We start from the raw sequence: 25,532 nt of genomic DNA, 5'->3' as shown, positions 1-25,532 counted from the left end.
TCGCCATCAAACGCCGACCGGCTGCTCGACGCGTGCCAGCGCTTCGAGCGATGCGAGACGTCTGGTCGGGTCCGTCACCGGGTTGTCGATCACGAACTCGTCGATCCCGAACCGCTCATGCAGCGCGTCCAGTTCCCGGTGCACTTCTTGCGCGGTGCCGGCCAGCACCTGCGGATGCAGTTCGTCGATCCGGAAATCGGTCACACCGATCTGGCGCGCAAAATCGGCCGCGGCCTCCGCGCTCGGCAGGTTGACGCTCTGCCCGTTCCCGAAACGCAGCTTGAAGATCCTCAGCGCGCCGACCTGGCGTTTCGCATCCTCGGACGACTCCGCGGCAACCGCGAACAAGGCGAGCAGCGGCACGTGGCCCGTCGCATTGCGATAGACGTCGATCGAGCGCTCGATATTGGCCACGTCGCCGTTGAAGTGGCCTGCATAGCAGAACTGCCAGCCATGCCGCGCGGCCAGTTCGGCGCTTTCCGGACTGCCGCCCAGCAGGATCCGCTGCGGCGGCTCCGCCGGGGCGGGTAGTGCGATCGCGCCGGCGAGCGGATGGTCCGGCGCGACGCCGTCGCCGAGAAACGCATCGAGCTCGGCGAGTTGGCCGGCGAAATCCGGCTTCTTCGACTTGTCGTGAAACCACTGCAATGCGCGCGTGGAGAGCGGCAGCCCGCCGGGCGCCTTGCCCACGCCGAGGTCGACGCGGCCGGGTGCAATCGAAGCCAGCACGCGAAACGATTCGGCCACCTTGTAAGGGCTGTAATGCTGAAGCATCACGCCGCCCGACCCGACGCGAATCCGCGACGTATGCGCGAGCAAATGCGACACGACGATTTCAGGCGCCGAACTCGCGAGACCCGGCGCGCCGTGGTGTTCCGCAATCCAGTAGCGCTTGTAGCCGAGTGCTTCGGCACGCTTCGCGAGCGCGATCGTGAAACTCAGTGCGTCATGCGCGCTCGCCCCTTCTGCAATCGGGCTTTTGTCGAGAATCGAGAGGGAATAAGACATGAAGCTCAACCTTGTAGAACGGCTGACCCGCCGGAACGAAGCGGCGTCCGGCGCATGCCGATACAGCGGAACATGCCGGACAGGTCATTCATTATGGATAACGGATCACCTTCCCGTTACGGTCATTTCTGCTATGGATATGGTCGTTCGATCAGAACAGATAGCGCGCGCGCAGATAATAAAATCCGCCGTTGACGCCGATCGTGCTGCCGCCGCTGTACTGGATACCTTCCAGTTGCGTCTCGAAAGGCAGCTTGCTCGGGCGAACGTCGAACAGGTTTTGCGCGCCTGCCGCGATCTGGAACTGCTTGGTCACGTCATAGCGCACTTCGAGGTCGGTCACATACCGCGCGGCTTCCTCGTAGTGAACGAACTGCGACGTCGAGAACGCGTTCGGTCCGACGAAGTAGGTCCCCTCGCCCGAGGTCTTCCCGTAGCGCGTTTCATGCAGCGTGACCGCCCACTTGTCGAGACGCCAGGTGCCGCCAATGATGATCTTGTTCTTCGGTGTCGTCGTGGACAGCGATGCGATCTGTTGTCCGTTCAGCGACGGCTTCCCGTTCGATCCGTCCGCCACGTGCGTGACCGACGTCGTATTCAGGTTCACGCCGAAATCCCAGTCCACCTGGCCGTAGCGGCCGAACCCGGTGTGATAGGTGCCTGCGAGGTCGATCCCGCGTGTGCGCGTGTTCGCGCCGTTGGTGAAGTAACTCGCGCTGACCGCCGATGCCGGCACCGAGCCCGGCACGCTCAGGCCCGCGCCTTCCAGCGCGGCGATCGCCGCGGCGCCCGACGCGGTGCCGCCGAGGACGATCCGGTTGCGGATATTGATCTGGTACGCATCGATCGTCAGCTGCAGGTTGCGAACGGGATTGAGCACCAATCCGAAGTTGTAGCTGGTCGACTGCTCGGGTTTCAGCGCCTGCGCACCGATCAGGCGCGCGCCGGGCGATGTCGTCGCCAGGATGCCGCCCACGGACGCGGGCGACGTGGTCACGCTGGTGTAGGACTCCTGGGCCAGCGACGGCGCACGAAAACCGGAACTCACGCTGCCGCGAACCGCGATCGCCGGTGAGAACTGGTAGCGGGTCGAAACCTTGCCGTTGGTCGTGTCGCCGACGTCGTTGTAGTGCTCGTAACGGCCCGCCAGGTTCACCTGCCATTTCGGCGTCAGGTAGGTCGACAGATCGACGTACGTGCCGATCACGTTGCGCGAGATGTCGCTCGCACTGACCGGCGCGAGGCCCGGCAACGCGGCCGAGCCGCCGTCGATCCACGACGCCTGCTCGCCATTGCGGATCGTGTAGGTTTCGCGACGCTGCTCGACGCCCACCGCGACGTTCAGCGGGGCGGGCAGCAGCGGGACATTGAATGCCCGCGACAGATCGAGGTTGTTCGTCAGCTGGGTGTTGCTGACCGTCGACAGATGGAAGGTGGTCGGCGTAAATCCCGATGCCGCGTACAACCCCGTGTTGGCGGAATTGCGCATCCCGAACACGCTGTAGTCGCCGCCATAGGTCGTGCTCAGATCCCATGCCCAGCCGAACAGGTTCTTGCCCTTCACACCGGCCGTCACCGAGTAATCGTTCTCGTTGATCGTTTCGACCGGCACGAACCCGTTCGGGTAGACCTGCGGCAGGACCGACGGCGGACGATAGTTCTGGTACGCGTCGCCGTTCCGGTGCGCGTAGGTGCCGAACCCGTACAGCTCGACGTCGTCGCCGAGGTAGTAGCCGGCGTTGAAGCCGACCGTTTCGCGCGAACTGGAGGGGTCGCCGAGAATCGGGTTGTAATAGCCCTGCCCTTGCGGAAACCGCCCGAAATAGTCGTCGGGCCCCGTGCGGATCGTATGGTTCTGCCGGTCGAATCCGGCGCTCAGGTCGAGAAAGCCCTTGTCGGCGATGTTCAGGCCGATCGTCGCGGATTCGCTGGTCTTGAAGCCGTCGCCCGAATACGTCTGTCCGTTGGTCGTCGCCAGTTCGCCGCCGTGCGTGTTGCGCTTCAGGATGATGTTGATCACGCCCGCGATCGCATCGGAACCATACTGTGCGGATGCACCGTCACGCAGCACCTCGATATGGTCGATCAGGCCCACCGGGATCGTATCGATATCCACGCCGGTCGAGCCCTGGTTCAGGCCCGGGTCCAGCGTGATGTTCGCGGTCGTATGACGGCGCTTGCCATTCACCAGCACGAGCACGTGGTCGGGCGTCAGGCCATGCAACGACAGCGTGTCGGTCAGCACGCCGGTATCGCCCGAGTACGAGGTCTTCGTGATCGACGGCGACAGTTTCACCAGCGCGTCGCGCAGGTTGGTCTGCCCGGTCGCGCGCAACTGATCGCCGCCGATCACGTCGATCGGCGTCAGGCTCTTGCTCGCCCGCGTCTCGGTGCGCGAACCCGTGATCACGACGCGGTCCTGCACCTGTACCTTGCCGTCAGGCGCGGCTGAAGCCGACGATGCCGGTGCAACCGCACTACTGGCCGGCGCCGCTGCCGCTGCGTCCGCCGTTCCCGCTTCCTGCGCCCAAGCCGCGCCATGAAAAACGCCTGCCGCCACCGCCATCGATATCACTGTCCTGCGCGTCTTCGGCGAAACCCCTTCGCCCCGTGTGTGCCGCATGATTTCTCCGCTCGTTGTCGATCGAAGGCTCGCTACGCGATGCCTTTTAGTAGTAGTGCGTATGATTAGTCAAACGCCATTCCGGCTGGCGGTCTTCATCCACTCAAGCCCAATCAGAGATCGGGAAGCCCGGGCGGATTCGTCGAGGCCTTCGTGATCGCCTCGCTATCGAGATTCCAGCGGCTCAGTACCTGGCGATACTTGCCGTTCTGAATCAGGTCGTTGATCGCATAGGTGATGGGCGCCGCGAGCCCGCCGTCCTTGCGGGTCGTGACGGCCACCTCGGCCGTGTGAGGCCATCCGCCACTGACCGTGCCCACCTGCCTGATCTTCACACCCTGGCTCACCTGGTAAGCCAACACCGCGTTGACGCTGAAAATCGCATCGGCACGTCCCGATGCCAGCGCCAGCGTGCGGACGGACGGGTCGTCGTAATACAGCACGTGAATCGGCTTCAATCCGTGCGCGACATTTTCCTTGTCCCACGCCAGCAGGATTTTTTCCTGGTTGGTGCCCGAGTCGCCGATGACGCGCAACCCCGCGATATCCTTCGGCTCGCGAATCTGCTTGATCGCGCTGTTCTGTTCGACGTAGAAACCCAGCACGTCGCGACGATAGGTCGAGAAGTCGAACTTCTGCTTGCGCGCCTCGGTCACGGTCACGTTCGACAGCACCGCGTCGACTTTGCCCGACGCGACGGCGAGCGGCCAGTCCGCCCATGCGAGCGGCACGAGCTTGAGCTTCAGGCCGAGTTCGTCCGCCACCAGTTGCGCGAGGTCCGGATCGGCCCCGACGATCGTTTTCGCATCCGTTGCGTACACACTGATCGGCGGAACGCCCACCGCGATCCCGACGGTCAGCACGCCCTTCTCGACGAAGCGGAAATTCTCCGGAATCAGCTTGATGGCGGCCGCATCCGGCGTGACGCGCGGGCGATCATGCTGATCGGGGCTCAGGTTCAACGATGGCGCCGACTGTGCGATGCCAGCCGCTCCGATGAACAAGAGGGCAAACGCGCCGGACAATGCGAGACCGATTCCGCGACGACGATTCATTTTTCGATATCCCATGGAAGTATTCATCCGTCATGCGCCGAACGGCCGGCCCAACGGCCTGTCCGGCTTCAAATCCTGCAAGCGATCGGTACGGCCCGGCTCGAGCAGATCCTTTGCAAAAGGCAGCCGCCAATGCACTTCCAGTGCGATCGCCGGATCGTATAGCGGTGCATAGCCGGTGCCGGCATAGAGCGCCGACGCCTCCGGCTGACGAAATCCGGTCGTCAGATAAACGCGCCGGTACCCCTGCTGCAACGCGCGGGCTTCCAGCTCGGCCACCACGCGACGTGCAATGCCCTGACGACGCACGCCGGAATGCGCCCAGATGCGCTTGAGCTCGGCGGTCGTTTCGTCGTAGCGCTGAAATGCGCCGCCGCCCACGACTTCGTCGCCTCGGCGGATCAGCACGAACGCGCCGTCGGGCGGTGCAAACAGTTCGGCCGGGTACGTCAGGAGCTCATCGCGCACGACTTCCGCGGGCACGGCGCGAAAGTCCTGGTAGCGCGTGGAATACTCGACCGACAATTCGTCGAACATGGGCAGCGCGAGCGGGTCGAGCGGGGAGGTGTCGATTACTTCGTCTGTCACTGATACGCCAGATGCTTCAAGCCATCTGCCTCTGATTTGCCGGATTGGATCGATTTGTTCGACACGGTTAATTTCCTGCGTCGCGTGGCCCAATAGTGCGCGTTAACCATTCACGCGCAAACCAAGCATTTTTGAAATCGTTATGCACACAGATACACATAATCAGGATGACGTAACGTAGAGATCGTAATGCATCAAAGGAATGCGGCCCGTCCTGCCGGTCACGCCGTCGGACGCTGCGCTCGCCTGCTCGTCCAGTCCGCGCATGCCGCCACGAACGCACCGGCGACCAGCAGCAATATCGGCATCAGCACTTCGACGAACGCAGCACGGTATGCCGTTAAACCGGCCGAAGACGATGCCTGCACCAGGAACACACCGGTTCCCCACGACATGCCGATCGAGCACGCAAGGCGCTGCGACAACTGCAGAAACCCCGCAGCCAGCCCACGTCCTTCATCCTGGCCGATTTCTGCCAGCGTCATCGCCTGATTCGGCGCATGAATCAGGCCGCCGGCGACGCCCTGCAGCAACACGATCGCGGGGTACGTGAGTACGATCCAGCGAACCTCGAGGTATTCGGCCGCCCAACCTTGCGCGGCGACCGCAAGCGCATGGCACGCTATCGCGAACACGGTCCCGCCCCGGCCGAAGCGCCGGACGAAACGCCAGCTCCACATCGCCGATGCGGTCGATGCGAGCGCGGCAGGAATCGACAGCGCGGCGTACAGCAGCGGGTCGAGATGCAAGCCGTCGAGAAAGAACAACGCGCTGACCATCCCGAGCGTGACACCCGCTGCAAACTGGCACATCGCGACGATCGTGCCGAGCACATAGCCGCGCGACCCGATCAGGCTGCGCGACAGGATCGGCGTGCCGCCGCGGCGCTGATACGCGGCTTCCCACGCGAGAAACAACGGCAGCCCGGCCAGCGCGACCGCGACGCACACGCGCCGCGACGGCATCGCGGCACTCCCGACCAGCGTGGCGAGCATGAGCGCGAGCGTGATCGCGGACAGAAGAATCAACCCGACCAGGTCGATCGAAAACCGGCGATCCGACAACCGGCGGCGCGGCAAATGCCGAAGCGCCAGACAGAACACGGCAATCCCGAACGGGGCATTGACGAGGAACAGCAGCCGCCAGCCGATGTCCGTCGGAACCGATGCAAGCACCAGCCCGCCGAGAATCGGGCCGACGAGCCCCGACAGGCCGCCGGCCATCGCGTATCGTCCGAGTGCCCGGGCTTGCGCCGTGCCGGTGAACAGGTCCTGGATCAAGCCGAATATCTGCGTATTGATCATCCCCGCGCCGAGCCCTTGCAGCACGCGTGCGGCGATTACCGTTCGTGCATCGTCCGCCAAGCCGCCCAGTACGCTGAAACCGGTGAACATCGCAAGCCCGACCAGAAACGGCAGGCGGCGCCCGAACGCGTCGCCGAGCCGGCCGGCGGGGACGAGCGCGATGCCGAACGCGATCGAATAGACCGACGTGATCAGCTGGATTTCGGCTGTCGACGCGCGCAGCCCGCTCCTGAGCGCCGGCACCGCGAGCGTGAAGATCGCCTGATCGAGCAGCGTAGTGAAGCCCATCGCGACGCAGATGCCCAGCACGATGTCGGCGCTGGCGCTTGCATCGTGCGAAGCCCCGCGCGCATCGAGCCGTCGCGCAGGTGAGCCGAACCGCCCGGACGGTCGCGCCGGGGCAACGGCGTCGGCAAGCTCGGTGTGCACGGAAGCGTGCGGCTCGTCCGGCGTCATCAATTCATTCCACGTTGCCGGCATGCACCGGCTGAACCGGCAGCAGATATTTCTCGAACAGCACGCCGGGCGGCGCGTCCTCGCCGAAATCGTGCGACGACAGCAGCGTATAGCCGGAGGTCCGGTAAAGGCCGACCGCCTCCGGTTGGCGCGGCCCGGTGCCGAGGTGAATGCGCGTGTAGCCTTGCCGCGCGGCCTGCGCCTCCAGTTCCGCCAACACGCGCCGCGCCAGCCCCTGACGGCGATGCGCGCGACTGACCCAGATGCGCTTGAACTCCGCGGTGGCCGGCGTGTGATGGCGCATGAACGCACCGCCCGCGATGGCGCGCCCTTCCCGCAACAGCAGCAGGAACGCGCCATGAGGCGGCGCGAAAGCTTCGACCGGGTAGCGCACGAGCTCCTTCGCGAGTTCGTCCTCGGAGATATAAGCCGCGTAACGGCTGCTGTACTCGTACGCCAGCTCGTCGAACAGCGGCTGCGTGAGCGGGTCCCGGGCCGACACATAGACGAGCCGGTCCTGCCGATCCAACGAAACTTCGACTTCAGACATCAAACGCCTCCTCATCCACCGTTGCCCGAACCGCGGGCCGGTTTGTCATGATCCATCCGCCAACGCACACCTCGACGCTCACGCCGACGGCGCCGGCTGAACCGCGCGCTCGAGCAGCGCACGCAATGCGGCGCCGACCTCATCGGGCCGCTCGAGCATCAACTGATGCCCGCAGGCGGCCAGCACGTCGAACGTCGCATTCGGCAACGCATCGGCCAGCGCACGCCCGCCGGCCGGCGGCGTCAGGCCGTCGGCATCGCCGGCCAGCACGGCGACCGGCAGGTCGAGCGCCGCGAGCCGCGCCGCATCGGGCCACGGCGCATCGCGCAATACGGCCTGGAACGTCGTCATCCGGTTGCGGCGCGCCACGCGCGACTCGTACGCGACGAGCACCGGATCGGCCTGCGGATGCCAGGCGAGCCGCCGGAACCGCCGCGCGAACACGGGCTTGATCCATTCGAGCAACCAGCCCGGCAATGCCGATGGCCGTGTCACCGGGCGCGCGAGCTGCGTGCCGAGCAGCAGCGCGCCGCTCGCTTCGTGCAGCCGCCCGAGCGTCGCCAGACGATCGAGCAACGCGAGCGTGCTGCCGGTGCCGAGCGAATGCGCGACCAGCACGTTGTGCGTGCCCTTGTAGCGGTCGAACAGCGCGAGATAGTCGAGCAGCGCTGCGTCGCCGTGGTACGCGCCGTTTCGCGCGGGCGGGTGCGGGCTGTCGCCATGGCCGAGAAAATCCCATGCGACGAGTTCGTAGCCCGCATCGGCGAACGCGCGCCACTGCGCACGCCACTGGTTCTTGTTGCCGCCGCCGCCGTGCGCGAAGAACAGCACCGTGCCCGCATGCGGCGAGCCGTGCGGCGCGGCGCGATGCGCGACACTCAGCGTGCGCCCGGCGCGCACCTCGACCGGCACGCCGGCCACGACGACCGAAGCATCGGCCGCGACGTTCGAAACGGAGGTCATGATTGTTCCTCGTTGATGCGATGAGCACGCGTGGCTGGCTCCGCCGCACCGTTCGCGACCACGCGCGCCGGCAATACCGGCATCGCGTCGAGCAACGCGCGCGTGTACGGGTGGCGCGCAGCGCCGAAGACTTGCGCGGTGTCGCCCAGCTCGACGATCCGCCCCGCCTGCATCACCGCGATCCGGTCGCAGATCTGCGCGGCGACGCGCAGGTCGTGCGTGACGAACACGATCGCCATCGCGCGGCTTCGCTGCACCGACGCGAGCAGGTCGAGCACCTGCGCCTGCACCGACACGTCGAGCCCCGAGACCATTTCGTCGGCTACGAGGATCGACGGCTCGAGCGCCAGCGCACGTGCAAGGCTGATCCGTTGCCGCTGCCCGCCGGAAAATTCGTGTGGATACCGGTCGAGCGCGTCCGGCGGCAAGCCGACCTGCGCGAGCAGCTCGGCCGCCCGCCGATACGCGTCGCGGCGGCTGACACCATGCGCGAGCGGGCCGGTCGCGACGATCTGCGCGATCGTCTGACGCGTGTTCAGCGATGCGTACGGGTCCTGAAACACCATCTGGATGTCGCGGCGCAGCGACCGCAACGCCCGTTCCGGCAGGCGCGCGAGATCGTGCTCGCCGCGCAGGACGATGCGCCCCGCATCCACCCGCGCGAGCCGCACCAGCGCACGCGCGAGCGTCGATTTCCCCGAACCCGATTCGCCGACGATGCCGAGCGTCTCGCCGGCATGCAGCGTGAAGCCGACGTCGATCAGCGCATCGACGCCGCGTCGCCCTCGCGCCGGCAGGAACGGCAATGCGCGACGCGGCGCATGGCGCTTGCGCAAGCCGTGCACGTCCAGCACCGGCACGCCGCTGCGAACGACGGTGCGCGGCTCGACGCGGCCGTGCGGCACCGCATCGAGCAACGCACGCGTATAGGGATGGCGCGGCGCGCGCAGCAGGTCGGCCGCGCGGCCGCTCTCGACCGGTTCGCCGTCGCACAACACCACGACGCGATCGGCGACGCGCGCGACCACGCCGAAGTCGTGCGTGATCAGCAGCACGCCGGTTCGCCGCGTGCGCGCCGCATGCTCGATCAGTGCCAGGATGCGCGCCTGCGTGGTGACGTCGAGCGCGGTGGTCGGTTCGTCCGCGATCAGCAGCGCCGGTTCGAGCGCGAGCGCCATCGCGATCAGCACGCGCTGGCGCTGGCCGCCCGACAGCGCATCGGGATACGCGTGCCGCAGCCGCTCGGGCTCCGGCAGGCCCACGTCGCGCAACAGCGCCGTCACGCGCGCGGCGCGCGCCGCACCGTCGCCGCGGCCGCTCAGCACGCGATGGACGCGCAGCACCTCGTCGACCTGCGCGCCGACCGTCATCAGCGGATTCAGCGCGGCGAGCGGTTCCTGGAAAACCATCGACACGTCGCGGCCGCGAATCGCGCGCCATTCGGCGTCGCTGCACTGCGCGAGGTCGCGGCCACGCAATGCGATGCGCCCGCCCGCGTGCCGCACGCCGCGCGGCAGCAGGCCGGCGATCGCGGCCGCGAGCAGCGACTTGCCCGACCCGGACGCGCCGACCACGCACAGCACCTCGCCGGGCGCGAGCGTCAGCGACACGTCGCGCACCGCGTCGCGGCGTTCCGCGCCGGCCGGCAACGCGAGCGTGAGCCGCTCGATCGACAACAGCGGCGCGCCGCTCATCGCCCGTGCTCCGCAAGCGCCGATGCGTGCCGCAACCCTTCGCCGACCCGGTTGATCGCCAGCGCGGTCGCGACGATCGCGAGCCCCGGCCAGATGCTCAGCCACCACGCGTCGCGCACCACGTTGCGCGCCGCGCCGATCATGAAGCCCCAGCTCATCTGCGACGGATCGCCGAGCCCGAGAAACGACAGCGCCGATTCGGTGAGGATCGCGGTCGCAACCATCAGCGCGGCCAGCACCGCGAGCGGCGGCCAGACGTGCGGCAGGATCTGGCGCCGTACGAGCGTGGCCGGCGACTCGCCGGCGAGCCGCGCCGCGAGCACGAATTCCCGTTGCGCGAGCCCGATGAATTCGCCGCGCACGAGCCGCGCGATGGCCGGCCACGACACGGCGGCGATCGCGACGATCGTCGATTCGAGCGACGCGCCGAGCACGGCCGCGATCGTGACCGCGACCGCGAACTGCGGCACGGTCTGGAACAGCGTCGTGACCGCCATCAGCGCCCGGTCGATCCAGCCGCCGCACCAGCCCGCGAGCGCGCCGATCGACGCACCGAGCGCAAAGGTCGCAACCGTCGCCGCGAGCCCGACGAACAGCGACACGCGCGCACTCCACAGCAGCGCCACCAGCACGTCGCGCCCGAGCATGTCGGTGCCGAGCGGATGGCCGGCCTGAAGCGGCCGCAGCAACGGCTCGCCGGCCATGCGCCACGGCGACGGCAGCCACAGCGGCGCGCTCAGCGCGACGAGCGCGACGACGGCCAGAAACAGCATGCCGGCCGCCGCGCCGCGCGCGCGTATGAAACGGCGCAGGAAGCCGCGCGTCATCGCGCCCCCCGCCAGTCGATGCGCGGATCGACGATCCCGTACAGCAGGTCGGTCAGCGCATTGAACAGCACCACGAGCGCGGCGACCACGGCGAGCAGCCCGAGCAGCACCGGATAGTCGCGCTGCAGCAGCGCGTCGTACATCAGTCCGCCAAGCCCCGGCCATGCGAACACGATCTCGGTCACGAGCGCGCCGCCCGCGAGCTGGCCGAGCTGCAGCCCGCCGAGCGTGACGACCGGCAACAGCGCGTTGCGCAGCACGTGGCGGATCATCACGCGCGGCTCGGACGCGCCCTTCGCACGCGCGGTGCGCACGAATTCGCGTTCGATCACCTCGAGCATCGCGGCGCGCGTGAGCTGCACGTAGATCGCGCCGTACACGAGCCCGAGCGTCGTGGCCGGCAGCACCAGATGCGCGGCCACGTCGAGCGCGCGCCGCCACCCCGTATAGCCGGCGCCGACGCTTTCCATCCCGAACGACGGCAGCCAGCCGAGCACCACCGAGAACGCGATCACGCTCATCAGCGACAGCCAGAACAGCGGCGTCGCATAGACGATCACCGCGAGCGCGCCGATCGCACGGGCGATACGGCGCATCCCTGGGCCGCCGCGCGCCTCGCCATACGCGGCGATCGCACCCGCCGTCACGCCCGCGACGACCGACACGGCGAACGCGGCCGCCATCAGCAGCAGCGTCGCGGGCAGGCGGTCCAGGACGAGCTGCAAGACCGGCAGCTGGTTGCGGTACGAGAAGCCGAAGTCGACGTGGGCGAGATCGCGCAGATACAGCACGAACTGCTCGACGAGCGGCCGGCTCAGCCCGAGTTGCGCACGCAACCGTTCGACGTACGCGGCGTCGCCCGAGCCCGCGTCGCCGGCGAGCATCAGCGCGGGGTCGCCCGGCGCGAGCCGGATCAGGAAGAAGTTCACGACCAGCACGCCGAGCACGACCGCAAGGCCCCGGAGCACCGTCGACGTCAAGCGCAGCGCCGTGTTCATCGTGTCATCCGATCCACGTGTCCTCGAGGCTGTCGTTCACGCTGGTGGCCGTGCGCAGCAGGTTGTGGACGTTGCGCCGATACACCGTCGGGTTCACCATCTCGAAGATGTTCGCGATCGCCGCGTCGTTCGCGAGCGTGGTCTGGAGCTGCGCGTAGCGCGCGCGGCGTGCGGCCGGATCGGTGTCCAGCGCGGCCGCGTCCCACAGCGCATCGGCCTGCGGATTGCGGTAGCCCTCGACGTTGCCGAACGGCGAGCCCTTCGAGATGCCGTCGATCCGGTACAGCGGCGCGACGCCGAAATCCGGGTCCGCGTTCTGGAACAGGAAGTTGTAGCTCAGGTCGAAATCCCAGTTCGCGACGCGTGCGTACCAGCCGGCTGCATCGGTCGTCTGCACGCGCAGCCGGAAGCCGGCCTGGCCGAGCGCCTGCTGCGTGTATTCGGCCACCCGCTCCCACGCGCCGCCCTTCTCGCCATTGATCAGCACGAGCGGAAACTTGCCGACGTCGACGCCCGACTGCCGGATCAGCGCGCGCGCCCGCTCCGGGTCGTATGCGAAGCGCGGCACGTTCGGATCGTAGAACGGCGACGACGACACGAACGGCCCGTTCGCCACCTTCCCGTAGCCGAAGAAGATCCGGTCGACGATGAACTGCCTATCGAGCGCATGCAGCACCGCCTGACGCACGAGCACGTTGTCGAACGGCGGCTTGCGCTGGTTCAGTTCGAGAAAGGCCATCCCGGTGAACAGCTCCCAGCCCTGCGTCGTGATCTCGACGCCCGGCAGCTTCGCGAGCCGCGCGATGTCCGCGTAGTCGACGTCGCCCGCGCGCAGCGCATGGATCTGCCCGCGTTCGAACGCGATCGAGCGCGCGGCCGCGTCGGGCACGACGTTGAACACGATCCCGTCGAGATACGGCAGCCCCTTCTTCCAGTAATCCGGGTTGCGCGCGACACGGATGTACGCGCCGCGCTTCCATTCGCGGAACACGAACGGCCCGGTGCCGACCGGATGCTGGTTTGCGGGATTGCTGCGCGGGTCCTTGCCCTGGTACAGGTGTGCCGGCAGGATCGGCAGCAGCCCGCTGCCGAGCAGGTTGATCAGCCCCGCATACGGCTTCTTCAGGCGGATCGTCACCTGCAGCGGGCCGCTCGCATCGATCGACGCGACGTACTTGTCGAACGTCACCTTCGTGCGCGGCAGCGCCTGCGGTACGATTTCCTTCAGCGTGACCACCACGTCCTGCGCGCCGAACGGCTGCCCGTCGTGCCAGCGCACGCCCGGCTGCAGCTCGAACGTGTACGTCAGCGCGTCGGCCGACGCGCGCCAGCTGCGCGCGAGCACCGGCACCGCGCGCAGTTGCGGGTCGAAGCCGAGCAGCGCCTGGAAGATCTTGCCGCCGACGTATTGCGACGCGACGTGCGGCGTCAGCGCGTTGACGAGCGACGGCGGCTCCGGCTGCGCGAACAGCGACAGCGTGCCGCCGCGCACCGGCACGGCCGCGGCGTCGGCCGCGAACACGCGGGCCGCGCCGCCGAGCCCGGCCGCGGCCCACGCGGCGGCGAGCGCATAGCGGCGCCGCGCCGGGTCCTTCGGCGCGAACGGCGATGGAGTCGTGAGCGTGTCGGTCATCACAGGTAGCCGTGGCGCGGCGGGTTGACGTGGTTGAGCACGTAGTTGCCGATCGCATGGTATTTCCAGCGCACCGGATCGTGCAGCGTATGCGTGCGCGCATTGCGCCAATGACGGTCGAGGTTGTATTCGCTCAGCACCGAGCGCGTGCCCGACAGTTCGAACAGCTTGTTTGTCGCGAGGATCGCAAGCTCGGTGCTCAGCACCTTCGCGGCCGCGACCTGCACCGACGCATGCGCGACCTGCGCGTCGTCGAGTTCGGCCGGCAACGCGTCGAGCGCCGCGGCCGCACGGTCGAGCAGCGCTTCGGTCGCGAGCAGGCGAACCTGCACGTCCGCGACGTCGCGGATCACGTACGGATCGTCGGACGCGCGCGCGATCCCGCTGTCGGCCCACGGCCGGCTGCGCGTGCGCACGAAGTCGAGCGTGTCGGCCAGCGCCGCGCGCGCGATGCCGACGTCGATGTTCGCGTGCAGGTACTGCGATACCGGGCCCGCGAGCGTCGGGCGCTCGAACGCGGCCTGGATCGACACCACGTCCTGCTCGTCGACCTCCACGCCCGACAACGTCAGCGTGCCGCTCGCCGTCGTGCGCTGCCCGAAGCCGCTCCAGTCGTCGACGATGTCGAGCCCCGGCCGGTCGCGCTCGACCAGCGCCTGCACGTAGCGGCCGTCGTCGTCGAGCGCGAGCACCGCGATCCAGTCGGCGAACAGCGCGCCCGTCGAATAGAACTTCTGGCCGTCGAGCACGAGCCGCCCGCCGCGCCGGGACAGCCGCGTGCCGATCTCGAGCGCGTTCTTCGTGCCGCGCTCGGACGCCGCATGGCCGATCCGCGCGCCGTCGAGCACGAGGCCGAAGAACTTGCGGCGCTGCGCATCGTCGCCCGTCAGCCTGATCACGTCGAGCGCGTGGAAATGATTCTTCGGCAACTGGCCGATCGACGGGTCCGCCTGCGCGATGGTCCGCACGACTTCGCCGAGCGTCGCGAGCGACACGTCCGCGCCGCCGAACGCGCGCGGCACCGTGATGCCCCACAGCCCGCTGCCCGAGAACAGGTCGAGCTCCGCGAACGGCAGGCGCCGCTCGCGGTCGCGCAGCGCCGCGTCGCGCGACAGTTCGTCGGCGAGCCGGCGCGCGGTTTCGAGCGCATGCGCGTCGTCGGCGATGCGGCTCGCGGGCGGGCGGGAGGACAGCGGGGACGACGCGCGGGCCGGCGTGTCGGCGGACGTGAAAGCGTTCATGAAGATCCTCGTGGACGGGTGCATGGCTTCCGTCGACAGCAAGCACCATGCCAATACCGGCCTGTCGGCCTGTGCGGTCATCGCACCGCGTGCGGCGCGCTGGATTTCCAGCGAGATGCCGCAAATGCAGCACGCCGCGCGCGGCGCGGCGGCGCTGCTGGAAATCCAGCAAAACGACTGGAACGCAGGTGCGCATGCGGCGGCATCCGGCCTGTGCTTTCGGCGCCAGGCCGTTATGGGGCGCGCCCGAGCGCCCATTGGCACGCCAGTTGCAAAGCCCCGCTCACGCACTGCCGAGCCGCGCCGCCGCCGATCCGATGCGCGCCGCGCCGGACCACACGCATAACAACGCTTCGATTTGGGGATAGACGGATGAAATACACGATGTTGAGCGCTTCACTCGGCGCATCGGCACTGCTGGCCGCCGCGCCGGCGCTGCATGCGCAGCAGCAGCCGGCCGCGACCGCGGCGCCGATCGCCGCGTCGGCGGCCGCGGCAACACCGATCACACCGGGTGCATCGGCTGCATCGGGCAACCCGGCGGCGGCCTCCGGCGCGGCGCATGCGAACGGCAGCGCGCCGGTCGCGGAGGCCCAGCTGAAGGACGTGATCGTCACCGCGCAGCGGCGGCAGCAATCGGCGCAGCGGGTCGGCACGTCGATGTCGGTCCTGTCGGGCAGCGACCTGAAGACGCTGAACGTCGAGACCGTCAACGACCTGCAGCACGCGACCGCGAGCGTCGAAGTCGAGCCCGCGTTCGGCGGCGGCCAGCCGCAGTTCCGGATTCGCGGCGTCGGCTTCAACGACTACACGTCGAACAACGCGTCGACGGTCGGCATCAACGTCGACGACGTCGCGTACGCGCTGCCGATCCAGACCCAGGGGCAACTGTTCGACATCGCGCGCGTCGAGGTGCTGCGCGGCCCGCAGGGCACGCTGTACGGCCGCAACACGACGGGCGGCACGGTGAACTTCATCACGAACCAGCCGACCCGCGATTTCGAAGCCGGCACGAGCGTCGAATACGGCACGCACAACCTGCTGACGACCGAAGGCTACGTGTCCGGGCCGCTGAGCGACCGCGTGCGCGGCCGGTTCGCGTTCACGACGCAGGATTTCGGCGCATGGCAGAACAATCGCGCGACCAACCAGACGCTGGGCAACCACGACAGCGCCGCCGCGCGCGCGCAGCTCGACTGGGACGTCGCCCGCGATTTCAAGCTGCACTTCGGCGCGCACGGCGGCTTCGACAAGTCCGACAACACGGGGCTCTACCTGTTTACGCCGTACACGTCGGCCAAGACCGGCGAGGTGATCCCTGCCGATACCGATCACACGAAGACGGGCTGGGGCGTGAGTCCCGCGTTTTCGCGCGTGACGGGCCTGTCGACCGACGCGAAGCCGGGGCGCGACAACGTGAATGGCGGCGTCGACCTGACCGCGACGTGGAACCTCGGCCCGGTCGAGCTGAAGAGCATCACCGCGTACAACTACCTGCACCGCCGCGAGTATTCGGACTGGGACGCGACGCGATACCACGATTCCGACGAATACTTCGACGACACCGTCAACGAAGTCACGCAGGAGCTGCGCGCGTCGTCGCGCGGCGACACGCGATTGCGCTGGGTCACCGGCCTGTTCTACTCGCACGACGATCTCGACGAGAAGTTCTATTCCGACTTCAGCGACCGGCTCGGCTTCATCGCGCTCACGCGCTACCGTCAGTCGGTCGATACGCTCGGCGTCTACGGCCAGGCGACCTACGACATCACCAGGCGCCTGCGCGGCATCGTCGGCGTGCGCCAGGAACACGAGAAACGCGAACTGCGCGGCTTCGCGTCCGGCATGCTGACGCCGTCGTTCGTGCCGTTCGCGGGCTTCCAGGGCGGCGACGCGAACCAGTCGCTGACGTCGAACGGCACGTCGGGCAAGGTCGGCCTCGAATTCGATCTCGCACCGGCGACGATGCTTTATGCGACCGTCAGCCGCGGCTACAAGTCGGGCGGCTTCACCGCGCACAACACCGGCAATTCGAACGCGCTCGCGCCGTTCAAGCCGGAATCGCTGACCGCGTACGAAGTGGGCTTCAAGGCCGACCTCACGCGCACGCTGCGCTGGAACGCGTCGGCGTTCCATTACGACTATCGCGATCAGCAAGTACTGTCGGCCACCTTCGACCCGAACTCGCAATCGCTGATCGGCACGTTCGTCAACGCGCCGAAATCGCGCATCGACGGCTTCGAGACCGACCTGAAATGGCAGCCGGTGCGCGGGCTGGAAATCTCGCAGTACGTCGGCTACAAGAGCGGCAAGTACACGTCGCCGTTCGTCACGTACAACACGCAGGCGTCGGCGGCCAGCGGCCACAACGTGTTCACCGACTACAACGGTAGTGCGCTCAGCTTCCCGCGCCTGAGCTACGGCGGACAAGTTGCGTACAGCTGGCTCGCCGGCGGCTACCGGCTGCGCGCGGAGACCAACTACAGCTACCGCGACGCGTATTCGCAATTGCTGCTGCTCGGCCCGAACTACACGGTCGACAGCTACTGGCTCGTCAACGCGAGCCTGACCGTCACGTCGCCCGACCGGCACTGGGACGTCGCGCTGTGGGCGCGCAACCTGTTCAACCGCCAGTACGACCTGACGAAGAACTTCTTCCTGCCCGGCACCAACGTCGCCGCGGCCGGCGAGCCGCGCACCGTCGGCGTGCGCGTGACCTACACGTATTGAGGAGTCCAGCCGAATGACGCGCCGCACCGATACACTGAAACTCAATGCGATGCTGAACGGCGGCGGCAGCCACGTGGTCGGCTGGCGTCATCCGCTCGCGCAACCGAACGGCAACCGCGACTTCGCGCATTTCCGCCGGATGGCGCAGACGGCCGAGCGCGGCAAGCTCGATGCGCTGTTCGTCGCGGACGTGGTCGCCACGCAGGGCAGCCACATCGATTCGCTACGCCGCAGCGCGCGCGCCGATACGTTCGAGCCGCTCACGCTGCTCGCCGCGCTCGCGGCCGTCACGCACCGCATCGGGCTGATCGCGACCGCGACGACGACCTACAACGCGCCGTACCACATCGCCCGCAAGTTCGCGTCGCTCGATCACCTGAGCGGCGGTCGCGCCGGGTGGAATCTCGTGACGTCGGTGGTGCCCGACGAAGCGGCGAATTTCGGCGCGGCGCCGCACCTCGCGCACGCCGATCGCTACGCGCGCGCCGACGAGTTCCAGCGCGTCGTGGCCGGGCTCTGGGACAGCTGGGAAGACGACGCATTCATCGAGGACAAGGCGGCCGGCCTGCATTTCGATCATCGCAAGCTGCACGTGCTCGATCATCACGGGCCGCATTTCAGCGTGCGCGGCCCGCTGAACGTCGCGCGCGCGCCGCAGGGGCATCCGGTGCTCGTGCAGGCCGGCTCGTCGGACGCGGGCCGCGAGCTCGCGGCGCGCTGCGCGGAAGTGATCTTCACCGCGCAGCACCGGCTCGACGACGCGCAGGCGTTCTATGCGGACGTCAAGGGCCGCCTCGCGCAATACGGCCGCCGCCCCGAACACCTGAAGATCCTGCCCGGCGTGATGCCGATCATCGGCGCGACCGAGGCCGACGCGCGCGACAAGCTGCGCGCGCTGCAGGACCTGATCGACCCGGTGCTCGGGCTGCGGCTGCTCGCCGACAACGCGGGCGATTTCGACTTGTCCGGCTATCCGCTCGACGGCCCGCTGCCCGTGCTGCCGCCGAGCAATCGCAGCAAGAGCCGCCAGCAACTGATCGTCGATCTCGCGCGCCGCGAGAACCTGACGATCCGCCAGCTCTACGAGCGCTTTGCCAGCGCGGGCGTCGTGACCGGCACGCCGAAGACCATCGCCGATCGCTTCGAGGAATGGTTCCAGTCGTACGGCGCCGACGGGTTCAACGTCGCGTTCGCATGGGTGCCCGGCGGCCTCGACGATTTCGTCGACCTCGTCGTGCCCGAACTGCAGCGCCGCGGGCTGTTCCGCACCGAGTACGAAGGCCCCACGCTGCGCGATCAGCTCGGGCTGCCGCGGCCGCCGTTCTTCCGTCGCCCGTCGTCGCTGCGCGGCGATACGGTCGCGCCCGTCGGCGGAGGTGCCGCATGATGCGCCCGTTTCGTCTCGGCGTGCTCACGCGCGTGTACGCGCCCGACCCGTCGCCGCACGTGCTGCACGACACGCTCGCACTGATCGACGCGGCGGAAGCGCTCGGCTTCGACAGCGCGTGGGTCGCGCAGCACCATTTCGGCAGCGAAACCGGTCGCCTGCCGTCGCCGCTCGTGCTGCTGGCGGCGGCCGCGCGCCGCACGCGGCGCATCGCGCTCGGCACCGGCGTGATCGTGCTGCCGCTCGAGTCGGTGCTGCGAGTCGCCGAGGATGCGGCCGTGCTCGACGCGTTGGCCGACGGCCGGCTGCAGCTCGGCGTCGGCGCCGGCTTCGAGCCGGACGTGTTCGCCGCGTTCGGCCGCGATTTCGCTGCGCGCGCTGCGCTGCAAGCCGAGGCGCTCGCGTCGTTGCGGCGCGCGCTGGACGGTGCGCCGGTCACCCCGGCCGGGGCGACGCTGCAACCGCCCGCGCCCACGTTGGCCGCACGTGTCTGGCAAGCGACCGGCGATGCCGAAGCGGTCGCACGCAACGGTCACGGGCTGATCGTCGCGCGCACGCGCCCGGATCAGGACGGCGAAGCGGCACTCGTGGCGCGCTATCGCCGCGCGTGGACGCATCCGCACGTCCCGCGCGTCGCACTCGTACGAGCAGTCGTGCCCGGCGACGATGCGGCGAGCGTCGAAACCACGCTCGGCCCCGACATCCTGCGTTACGCCGAACGGCTCGCGCGGGCCGGCGGCGTATCGGCGCCCGCGCCGGCCGACGTCCCCGCGTTGCTGGACCGCTTCGGCGTGCTGCGCGGCACGCCCGCCGACATCGTGGCGGCCTTGCATGCCGATCCCGCGCTGCCCGGCACGACCGAACTCGTCGTGCAGGTGCAGACCGCGAGCACCTCGCACCGCGACGCGCTGCGACGGCTCGAAGCCGTCGCAACAGCGATCGCACCGGCGCTTGGCTGGACGCCGGCCGCCGCCGGGCCTGAAGCCGCTTCGCTCACCTCCGATCCGATCCCGACATGACCCATTCGTCCTCCCCCGCACCGGCCGCGCGCCGGCCGTTCAAGCTCGGCTTTCTCACGCACGTGCACGGCGCCGGCGACGCGCGCCGCGTGTACGCGGATCTCGAGACGCTGTTCGTCGCGGCGGAACAGCTCGGCTTCGACGGCTGCTTCGTCGCACAGCATCATTTCCGCGCGGAGTACGGCCGGCTGCCGTCGCCGCTCGTGCTGCTGGCCGCCGTCGCGCAACGCACGCGCCGGATCGAACTCGGCACCGGCATCGTCACGCTGTCGCTCGAGGATCCGCTGCGGCTCGCCGAGGATGCGGCGGTACTCGATGCGCTGGCGGGCGGCCGGCTGCAACTCGGGCTCGGCAGCGGCGGCGCGAACCTCGACGCGTTCGCCGCGTTCGGCTTCGACGTCGACACGCGCCAGGCGCGCTTCGCGGCCGCGCTCGAACGCCTGCAGGATGCGCTCGCCGGCCAGCCGGTCACGCGCGGCGCCGCCGATGATGCGCCGCCGCTCGTGCTGCAGCCCGCGGCGCCGGGCGTGCGCGAACGCCTGTGGCATTCGCACGCATCGCCCGACGGCGCGCGGTTCGCCGCGCGGCACGGCAACGGCCTGCTGCTCGGCACCGCCGTGCACGATCCGCGCACCGTGCAGTTGCCGCTCGCGCACGCGTATCTCGACGCATGGCGCGAACGCGCGAACGCCGACGCAGCGCGGCCGCGCATCGGCGTGGTGCGCGCAGTGTTTCCCGCGCGGGACCGTCGCACTGCGCTCGCCGCGCTGGCCCCCGACGTCGTGCGGCATATCCCGTGGCTCGCGGCGAGCGGCCGTCCCGACGTGACCGAGCCCGAGCAGATCGTGCGGCTGCTGAACGTCCATTACGGGCATCCGGACGACGTGATCGAAAGCTTGCGCGGCGACCCGGCACTGTTCCCGTTCGCCGACTATTTCCTGCCGGTCGTGCAATCGGAAAGCTCATCGCTCGACGATGCGCTGGCCCGGCTGCGCACGCTCGCGGAAACGATTGCGCCGGCGCTCGGCTGGCAGCCGGCGCAGGCCGCTGCATGAGCGCGCCGCGTCTGCTGCTGCGGCTCGATACCGGCTACGACATCGGTAGCGACACCGGCTGCAACACCACGCGGCGCGACCTGGTCGCCGACTGGATCGCAATCGCCGAGGCCGGCGTGTCGGCCGGCTGCGATGCGATCCTGCTGCCCGTGCAGCGCACCGGCCCCGATCCGTGGATGGCGGCCGCCGCGCTCGTCGACGCGCTGCCGGCGCTGCGCGTGATGGTGACGCTGCAGGCGGGCGCGATGCTGCCCATCGCCGCCGCGCATCTCGCACAGAGCCTGCAGTCGCTGAGCCGCGGCCGTGCATGTCTGGCACTCGAAGCCGATGCGCGGGACGTCGACGCGACCGACCGCGCGATGCACCTGAACCGCGACCAGCGGCTCGCGCGCAGCGCCGAATTCCTGTCGATCCTGCGCGCGCTGTGGGCGACCGAGTCGCCGTTGCAGTATCGCGGCACCTACTACCGCGCTGAGCATGCGCGCCTGCCGGATCTCGCCGCGCAGCGGCCGCCCGTCTACTGGTCGGTCGCGGAGCGGCACGAGATCGCGTTCGCCGCGCCGTGGTGCGACGGCCTGCTGGTGCCCGCGAGCGCGCCGCCGCTCGCGGCGGCCGTCGAACACGCGTATCGCGCACGCGGGCTCGCGCCGCCGCCGGCCGGCGTCGCGCTCCGGCGCATGATCCGGTTCGACGCCGCGCGCCCCGCACGCGCCGCGCAGCGGGCGAACCGCCGACGAGGGGATGCATGAGCGTGGATTTCGCATGGTTCCTGCCGACCAACGGCGACGGGCCGCATCTGGCCAACAGCGGGCTGCCGCGCCCGCCGACCTTCATGCAGGACTATCGGCCGGCGACGCCCGAATACCTGCGCGGCGTCGCCCGCGCGGCCGAGGCTGCGGGCTTCGACAGCCTACTGCTGCCGATGGCCGCGGGCTTCGAGGATCCCTGGCTCGTCAGCGCGCAGCTCGCGCGCGCGACGCAGCGCATCGCGTTGATCGTCACGTTCCGGCCCGGGCTCGAGCAGCCCGAACAGATCGCGCGCAAGGCCGCGACCCTGCAGCACATGAGCGGCGCGCGCCTGCGCCTGTTCGCGGTGAACGGCTCGAGCGCCTACGAGCAGCGCGCGCTCGGCGATTTTCTCGATCACGACGCGCGCTACCAGCGCACGTCCGAATACCTGCGGGTGCTGCGGCGTCTGTGGCAAGGCGGCGGCCATTCCGTCGCCGGCCGCTATTACACGCTGAGCCCCGCGCATGCCGGCGTGCCGCTCGCGACCCCGCCCGCGCTCTATCTCGGCGGCGCGTCGACGCTCGCCGAGCAGGTGGCCGCGAGCCAGGCCGATACGTACCTGCTGTGGGGCGAGCCGCCCGACGCCGTGCGCGAGCGGCTCGCGCGGCTGCGCGCGCTGGCCGCGATGCACGGCCGCCGGTTGCGCTTCGGGCTGCGCGTGCACGTGATCGCCCGCGCGACCGAACGCGCCGCGTGGGCGCGCGCCGATGAATTGCTCAGCGAGATTTCCGACCAGACCTATGTCGACGCGCAGCGCAAGCTGGCCGCGTACGAATCGGTCGGCCAGCAGCGGCAGACCGCGCTCAGCCGCGGCGCGCTGCGCTCGTTGCGCGAGCTGGAGGTGTATCCGAACCTGTGGGCCGGCGTCGGCCTGATCCGCGGCGGCGCGGGCACCGCGATCGTCGGCAGCTACGACCAGGTCGCCGCGCGCATTCACGAATACCGCGCGCTCGGCATCGAGACGTTCCTGCTGTCGTCGTATCCGAACCTCGAGGAAGCGGCACGCGTGGGCGAGGATGTCTTGCCGCGCGTCCGCACGCGCCTGGCGCGCACGAGCGTGCCGTAACCGGCTGGAGCACCGCCGCGACGCGGGGCTGCGGGGCTGCGGGGCCGCCGGAGCGCCGGTTCGCCGGCCGCTGGAGCGCCGGCCGGTCAGTCGTCGAACGCCGATTCCGCGCGCGGCTCGTTCAGCAGCCCGTAACGCGCGAGCAGCGTACGCATCGTATTGCGCGTGACGCCGAGCAGCGCCGCGGTGCGCACCTGGCTGAACCGGCAGTGCTCGAACGCCTCGCACACGACCAGTTCCTCGATGTCGCGCAACAGGCTTTCGCCGGGCGCGCGAAACAGGCGACGCACGCCCGCGCGGATGTCGTCCTGCGGCAGCGCCGCCGCGTCGTCCGCGCGCGCATAGCCGGCGAGCGCCTCCGAGAACTTCAGGTGCTCCGGGCGGATCAGGTTGCCGTTCGACACGAGCAGCGCGAGATGCATGACGTTTTCCAGCTCGCGGATATTGCCGGGCCACGGGTACGCATGCAGCGCCTGGACCGTGCCCTCGGACAGCATCGGCTGCGGCCGCTTCAGTTGCGCGCAATAGCGCCCGCGGAAATGCTCGGCGAGCGGCAGGATGTCCTGCGGCCGCTCGCGCAGCGGCGGCAGGCGCACGCGGGCGAGATTGATCCGGTAGAACAGGTCCATCCGGAAATTGCCGGCCAGCACGGCCTGTTCGAGATCGACGTTGGTGGCCGCGACGACGCGCACGTCGACCGGCCGCGCACGCGTTGCGCCGACGCGCGTCACTTCGCCTTCCTGGAGCACGCGCAGCAGCTTCGCCTGCAGCGGCGGCGCGAGATCGCCGATCTCGTCGAGAAAGATCGTGCCGCCGTGCGCTTCCTCGAAATAGCCGATGCGGCGACCCTGCGCGCCCGTGAATGCACCGGCCTCGTGGCCGAACAGTTCGCTCTCCGCGAGCTGCGGGTTGATCGCGCCGCAGTTGACCGCGATGAACGCACCCGTGCGGCCGCTGACATGGTGGATATGGCGGGCGACCAGTTCCTTGCCGGTGCCCGTTTCGCCGAGAATCAGCGCGGGCGCGACGCTGGGCCCGATCTGCTCGACGAAGCGCAGTACCGCACGCGACGCGGGATCGGCGAACACGAGCGCTTTCGCGCGCACCGAAAGGGGGCGCTGCTCGCTTTCCGGCAGCGCAATGAGCGGGGGAGAATCTGTGCGGTTGTCCATGATTTGGGCGTGGGCGGACCGGTTGGCGATACGGGCGTCCGCTCGAGGGTTTGATCTTAGTCAACCTCGAGCGCGCGCAAAATACCGATTGCTGTGATGCTTCGCTGTCGTGCGCAGATAACGAATCCCGTGTGCGTCGCGCAGCGTGCGGTCCGATGCGTGCGGATGTCGGCGCTTGAAAGGCCGTCCGCCGCGCGCTGCCGGCCTTCCGCGCGTCGCCACGCCCGGTCGCGCGATCCGGTTCAACCGTGGAACATGAGCAGCACCAGCGGCATCGTGACGGCCGCAAGTACCGTCTGCACCGTGATGATGCCGGCGGACAAACGGTGATCGCCGCCGAGCAGCTTCGCCATGATGTAGGCGGACGGCGTGCACGGCAGCGCATTGAACAGCACGATCGTCGTGAGTGCCGGCCCCCGGATGCCGAGGCTGAAACCGATCCAGAAGGTCAAGAGCGGCACGAGCAGCAACTTGATCACCGACGACTGGAATACTGGCCCGCGCGCTGCCTTCGCGGCTTTCACGTCGAGGCCCGCGCCCACCGCGAGCAGGCCGAGCGGCAGCGACGCCGCGCCGAGAATCGACAGCACGCTTGCCACCACGTCCGGCAAACGCAGCCCGCTGAGGTTGAACGCGGCGCCGAGCACGACCGACATGATGACCGGGTTTCTCAGCAGCGCGCCGCCGCGGCCGTGCTGCATCAGCACGATGATCGACGCGACGTTCAGCAGCGGAATCGCGACCGCGATGCTGATCGACGTGAGCGTGAGACCGACGCTGCCGTACAGCGCGGCGGCCGCCGCGACGCCCACATACGTGTTGGGCCGCAACGCGCCCTGGATCACCGACGAAAACACCGCCCCCGGCTGCCGGCTCCACGCTCGCCACGCATACAGCAGCGCCGCGCTCGCGGCCACCGCGCCGAGGATCGCGGCCGCGATCGGCCGCACCGGAAACTGCGTCAGATTGGCTTTCGCGACCTGGCCGAACATCAGCGCGGGAAACATGTAGTAGTAGTTCAGCGTTTCACATGGCAGCCAGAATGCGTCCGGCAGCAGGCGGCGCTGCCGCAGCACGAATCCCGTCAGGATCAGCACGAAAATCGGAACCAGCGCGGTCAGGACGGTCTGCATCGGTTGGGATCCCGTCACGCGAGGACAAGCGTCTTCGCCAGCACGACCGCGCGATGGACGCCGATGAATGCGGCCATTGCGCGCTCGTACAACGGCGCACCGGCCCGCGCGAACAGCAGGTAGTCGCGCGAGATCGCCGCACGGTGCAGCGCAAGCGGCGTTTCAGCGGTATTCGACACGGGCCCGATCGTCGCGACGATGGTGGTCTTTGACATTTTTCTCGTCCGATTAAAGGCGGTGC

Annotated in this window: 22 protein-coding genes; 7 read left to right on the top strand and 15 right to left on the bottom strand. The window is 68.9% G+C overall.

Translation table 11 applies throughout. The annotated features are described in order from the left end of the window. Positions 1-6 precede the first annotated feature (6 nt). The 12 genes from WS61_RS10770 to WS61_RS10715 form a co-directional block, all read right to left on the bottom strand. Positions 7-1,008, bottom strand: a complete 1,002-nt coding sequence (locus WS61_RS10770) for an LLM class flavin-dependent oxidoreductase (RefSeq protein WP_059500519.1) — start codon at positions 1,006-1,008, stop codon at positions 7-9. Between the two features lie 151 nt (positions 1,009-1,159). Continuing rightward, positions 1,160-3,631 (bottom strand): TonB-dependent siderophore receptor, encoded by a 2,472-nt coding sequence (locus tag WS61_RS10765; RefSeq protein ID WP_059500463.1) that lies wholly within the window; start codon positions 3,629-3,631, stop codon positions 1,160-1,162. A gap of 113 nt (positions 3,632-3,744) precedes the next feature. Then, entirely contained in the window at positions 3,745-4,686 is a 942-nt protein-coding gene (locus tag WS61_RS10760) for an ABC transporter substrate-binding protein (RefSeq protein ID WP_059500462.1), read from the bottom strand. Between the two features lie 30 nt (positions 4,687-4,716). Next, positions 4,717-5,274, bottom strand: a complete 558-nt coding sequence (locus WS61_RS10755) for a GNAT family N-acetyltransferase (protein WP_006481090.1) — start codon at positions 5,272-5,274, stop codon at positions 4,717-4,719. Between the two features lie 221 nt (positions 5,275-5,495). Then, complete coding sequence (locus WS61_RS10750) at positions 5,496-7,034, bottom strand: MFS transporter (protein ID WP_059500518.1); 1,539 nt, start codon at positions 7,032-7,034, stop codon at positions 5,496-5,498. 4 nt (positions 7,035-7,038) lie between these two features. Then, positions 7,039-7,584 carry a GNAT family N-acetyltransferase gene (locus WS61_RS10745; RefSeq protein ID WP_050766535.1) on the bottom strand — a complete coding sequence of 182 codons (546 nt, stop codon included), beginning with the start codon at positions 7,582-7,584 and terminating at the stop codon, positions 7,039-7,041. 78 nt (positions 7,585-7,662) lie between these two features. Beyond that, positions 7,663-8,547, bottom strand: a complete 885-nt coding sequence (locus WS61_RS10740; RefSeq protein WP_059500461.1) for an alpha/beta fold hydrolase — start codon at positions 8,545-8,547, stop codon at positions 7,663-7,665. Beyond that, positions 8,544-10,241, bottom strand: a complete 1,698-nt coding sequence (locus WS61_RS10735; protein WP_059500460.1) for an ABC transporter ATP-binding protein — start codon at positions 10,239-10,241, stop codon at positions 8,544-8,546. The genes WS61_RS10740 and WS61_RS10735 overlap by 4 nt, the downstream gene beginning before the upstream one ends. After that, entirely contained in the window at positions 10,238-11,068 is an 831-nt protein-coding gene (locus WS61_RS10730) for an ABC transporter permease (RefSeq protein WP_059500459.1), read from the bottom strand. The genes WS61_RS10735 and WS61_RS10730 overlap by 4 nt, the downstream gene beginning before the upstream one ends. Continuing rightward, on the bottom strand, positions 11,065-12,066 hold the full coding sequence (locus tag WS61_RS10725; RefSeq protein WP_006481085.1) for an ABC transporter permease: 1,002 nt from the start codon (positions 12,064-12,066) through the stop codon (positions 11,065-11,067). The genes WS61_RS10730 and WS61_RS10725 overlap by 4 nt, the downstream gene beginning before the upstream one ends. A 4-nt stretch (positions 12,067-12,070) precedes the next feature. Then, complete coding sequence (locus WS61_RS10720) at positions 12,071-13,699, bottom strand: ABC transporter substrate-binding protein (protein ID WP_257127241.1); 1,629 nt, start codon at positions 13,697-13,699, stop codon at positions 12,071-12,073. After that, positions 13,699-14,940 carry an SfnB family sulfur acquisition oxidoreductase gene (locus WS61_RS10715; protein WP_059500516.1) on the bottom strand — a complete coding sequence of 414 codons (1,242 nt, stop codon included), beginning with the start codon at positions 14,938-14,940 and terminating at the stop codon, positions 13,699-13,701. The genes WS61_RS10720 and WS61_RS10715 overlap by 1 nt, the downstream gene beginning before the upstream one ends. Here WS61_RS10715 and WS61_RS35190 point away from each other — a divergent pair. From WS61_RS35190 to WS61_RS10685, 7 genes are read left to right on the top strand one after another with little or no spacing between them, the layout of a single operon-like run. Then, positions 14,939-15,286: a hypothetical protein gene (locus tag WS61_RS35190; RefSeq protein ID WP_124503998.1), complete on the top strand. Its 348-nt coding sequence runs from the start codon at positions 14,939-14,941 to the stop codon at positions 15,284-15,286. The two genes, WS61_RS10715 and WS61_RS35190, sit on opposite strands and share 2 nt — an antisense overlap. 26 nt (positions 15,287-15,312) lie before the next feature. Continuing rightward, entirely contained in the window at positions 15,313-17,670 is a 2,358-nt protein-coding gene (locus WS61_RS10710; RefSeq protein ID WP_059500458.1) for a TonB-dependent receptor, read from the top strand. 13 nt (positions 17,671-17,683) lie between these two features. Continuing rightward, positions 17,684-19,057: an LLM class flavin-dependent oxidoreductase gene (locus WS61_RS10705; RefSeq protein ID WP_059500457.1), complete on the top strand. Its 1,374-nt coding sequence runs from the start codon at positions 17,684-17,686 to the stop codon at positions 19,055-19,057. Next, on the top strand, positions 19,054-20,076 hold the full coding sequence (locus tag WS61_RS10700) for an LLM class flavin-dependent oxidoreductase (RefSeq protein ID WP_059500456.1): 1,023 nt from the start codon (positions 19,054-19,056) through the stop codon (positions 20,074-20,076). The genes WS61_RS10705 and WS61_RS10700 overlap by 4 nt, the downstream gene beginning before the upstream one ends. Then, entirely contained in the window at positions 20,073-21,131 is a 1,059-nt protein-coding gene (locus tag WS61_RS10695; RefSeq protein WP_059500455.1) for an LLM class flavin-dependent oxidoreductase, read from the top strand. Before WS61_RS10700 ends, WS61_RS10695 begins: the two co-directional genes overlap by 4 nt. Next, positions 21,128-21,880 carry an LLM class flavin-dependent oxidoreductase gene (locus WS61_RS10690; RefSeq protein WP_059500454.1) on the top strand — a complete coding sequence of 251 codons (753 nt, stop codon included), beginning with the start codon at positions 21,128-21,130 and terminating at the stop codon, positions 21,878-21,880. The genes WS61_RS10695 and WS61_RS10690 overlap by 4 nt, the downstream gene beginning before the upstream one ends. Further along, entirely contained in the window at positions 21,877-22,986 is a 1,110-nt protein-coding gene (locus WS61_RS10685) for an LLM class flavin-dependent oxidoreductase (protein ID WP_059500453.1), read from the top strand. Before WS61_RS10690 ends, WS61_RS10685 begins: the two co-directional genes overlap by 4 nt. Before the next feature lie 86 nt (positions 22,987-23,072). On the opposite strand, the gene WS61_RS10680 is transcribed toward WS61_RS10685, so the two are convergent. The 3 genes from WS61_RS10680 to WS61_RS10670 form a co-directional block, all read right to left on the bottom strand. Continuing rightward, entirely contained in the window at positions 23,073-24,158 is a 1,086-nt protein-coding gene (locus WS61_RS10680; RefSeq protein WP_006481080.1) for a sigma-54-dependent Fis family transcriptional regulator, read from the bottom strand. 242 nt (positions 24,159-24,400) lie between these two features. Then, the gene (locus WS61_RS10675; RefSeq protein ID WP_059500452.1) at positions 24,401-25,291 is read right to left on the bottom strand and encodes an AEC family transporter; all 891 of its coding nucleotides are present in this window, start codon (positions 25,289-25,291) and stop codon (positions 24,401-24,403) included. Between the two features lie 14 nt (positions 25,292-25,305). Continuing rightward, positions 25,306-25,506 (bottom strand): hypothetical protein, encoded by a 201-nt coding sequence (locus tag WS61_RS10670; protein ID WP_059500451.1) that lies wholly within the window; start codon positions 25,504-25,506, stop codon positions 25,306-25,308. Positions 25,507-25,532: the final 26 nt, after the last annotated feature.

This window comes from Burkholderia sp. ABCPW 11 (assembly GCF_001523445.1).
GTDB lineage: Bacteria > Pseudomonadota > Gammaproteobacteria > Burkholderiales > Burkholderiaceae > Burkholderia.
The sequence above is the reverse complement of the archived record's forward strand: the minus strand, read 5'-3'. Positions and strand labels throughout refer to the sequence as shown.

Coding starts and splice junctions, on each gene's coding strand:
- WS61_RS10770 (WP_059500519.1), bottom strand. CDS start 1,008: ATGTCTTATTCCCTCTCGATTCTCGACAAAAGCCCGATTGCAGAAGGG.
- WS61_RS10765 (WP_059500463.1), bottom strand. CDS start 3,631: ATGCGGCACACACGGGGCGAAGGGGTTTCGCCGAAGACGCGCAGGACA.
- WS61_RS10760 (WP_059500462.1), bottom strand. CDS start 4,686: ATGAATCGTCGTCGCGGAATCGGTCTCGCATTGTCCGGCGCGTTTGCC.
- WS61_RS10750 (WP_059500518.1), bottom strand. CDS start 7,034: ATGACGCCGGACGAGCCGCACGCTTCCGTGCACACCGAGCTTGCCGAC.
- WS61_RS10745 (WP_050766535.1), bottom strand. CDS start 7,584: ATGTCTGAAGTCGAAGTTTCGTTGGATCGGCAGGACCGGCTCGTCTAT.
- WS61_RS10740 (WP_059500461.1), bottom strand. CDS start 8,547: ATGACCTCCGTTTCGAACGTCGCGGCCGATGCTTCGGTCGTCGTGGCC.
- WS61_RS10735 (WP_059500460.1), bottom strand. CDS start 10,241: ATGAGCGGCGCGCCGCTGTTGTCGATCGAGCGGCTCACGCTCGCGTTG.
- WS61_RS10730 (WP_059500459.1), bottom strand. CDS start 11,068: ATGACGCGCGGCTTCCTGCGCCGTTTCATACGCGCGCGCGGCGCGGCG.
- WS61_RS10725 (WP_006481085.1), bottom strand. CDS start 12,066: ATGAACACGGCGCTGCGCTTGACGTCGACGGTGCTCCGGGGCCTTGCG.
- WS61_RS10720 (WP_257127241.1), bottom strand. CDS start 13,699: ATGACCGACACGCTCACGACTCCATCGCCGTTCGCGCCGAAGGACCCG.
- WS61_RS35190 (WP_124503998.1), top strand. CDS start 14,939: ATGAAGATCCTCGTGGACGGGTGCATGGCTTCCGTCGACAGCAAGCAC.
- WS61_RS10715 (WP_059500516.1), bottom strand. CDS start 14,940: ATGAACGCTTTCACGTCCGCCGACACGCCGGCCCGCGCGTCGTCCCCG.
- WS61_RS10710 (WP_059500458.1), top strand. CDS start 15,313: ATGAAATACACGATGTTGAGCGCTTCACTCGGCGCATCGGCACTGCTG.
- WS61_RS10705 (WP_059500457.1), top strand. CDS start 17,684: ATGACGCGCCGCACCGATACACTGAAACTCAATGCGATGCTGAACGGC.
- WS61_RS10700 (WP_059500456.1), top strand. CDS start 19,054: ATGATGCGCCCGTTTCGTCTCGGCGTGCTCACGCGCGTGTACGCGCCC.
- WS61_RS10695 (WP_059500455.1), top strand. CDS start 20,073: ATGACCCATTCGTCCTCCCCCGCACCGGCCGCGCGCCGGCCGTTCAAG.
- WS61_RS10690 (WP_059500454.1), top strand. CDS start 21,128: ATGAGCGCGCCGCGTCTGCTGCTGCGGCTCGATACCGGCTACGACATC.
- WS61_RS10685 (WP_059500453.1), top strand. CDS start 21,877: ATGAGCGTGGATTTCGCATGGTTCCTGCCGACCAACGGCGACGGGCCG.
- WS61_RS10680 (WP_006481080.1), bottom strand. CDS start 24,158: ATGGACAACCGCACAGATTCTCCCCCGCTCATTGCGCTGCCGGAAAGC.
- WS61_RS10675 (WP_059500452.1), bottom strand. CDS start 25,291: ATGCAGACCGTCCTGACCGCGCTGGTTCCGATTTTCGTGCTGATCCTG.
- WS61_RS10670 (WP_059500451.1), bottom strand. CDS start 25,506: ATGTCAAAGACCACCATCGTCGCGACGATCGGGCCCGTGTCGAATACC.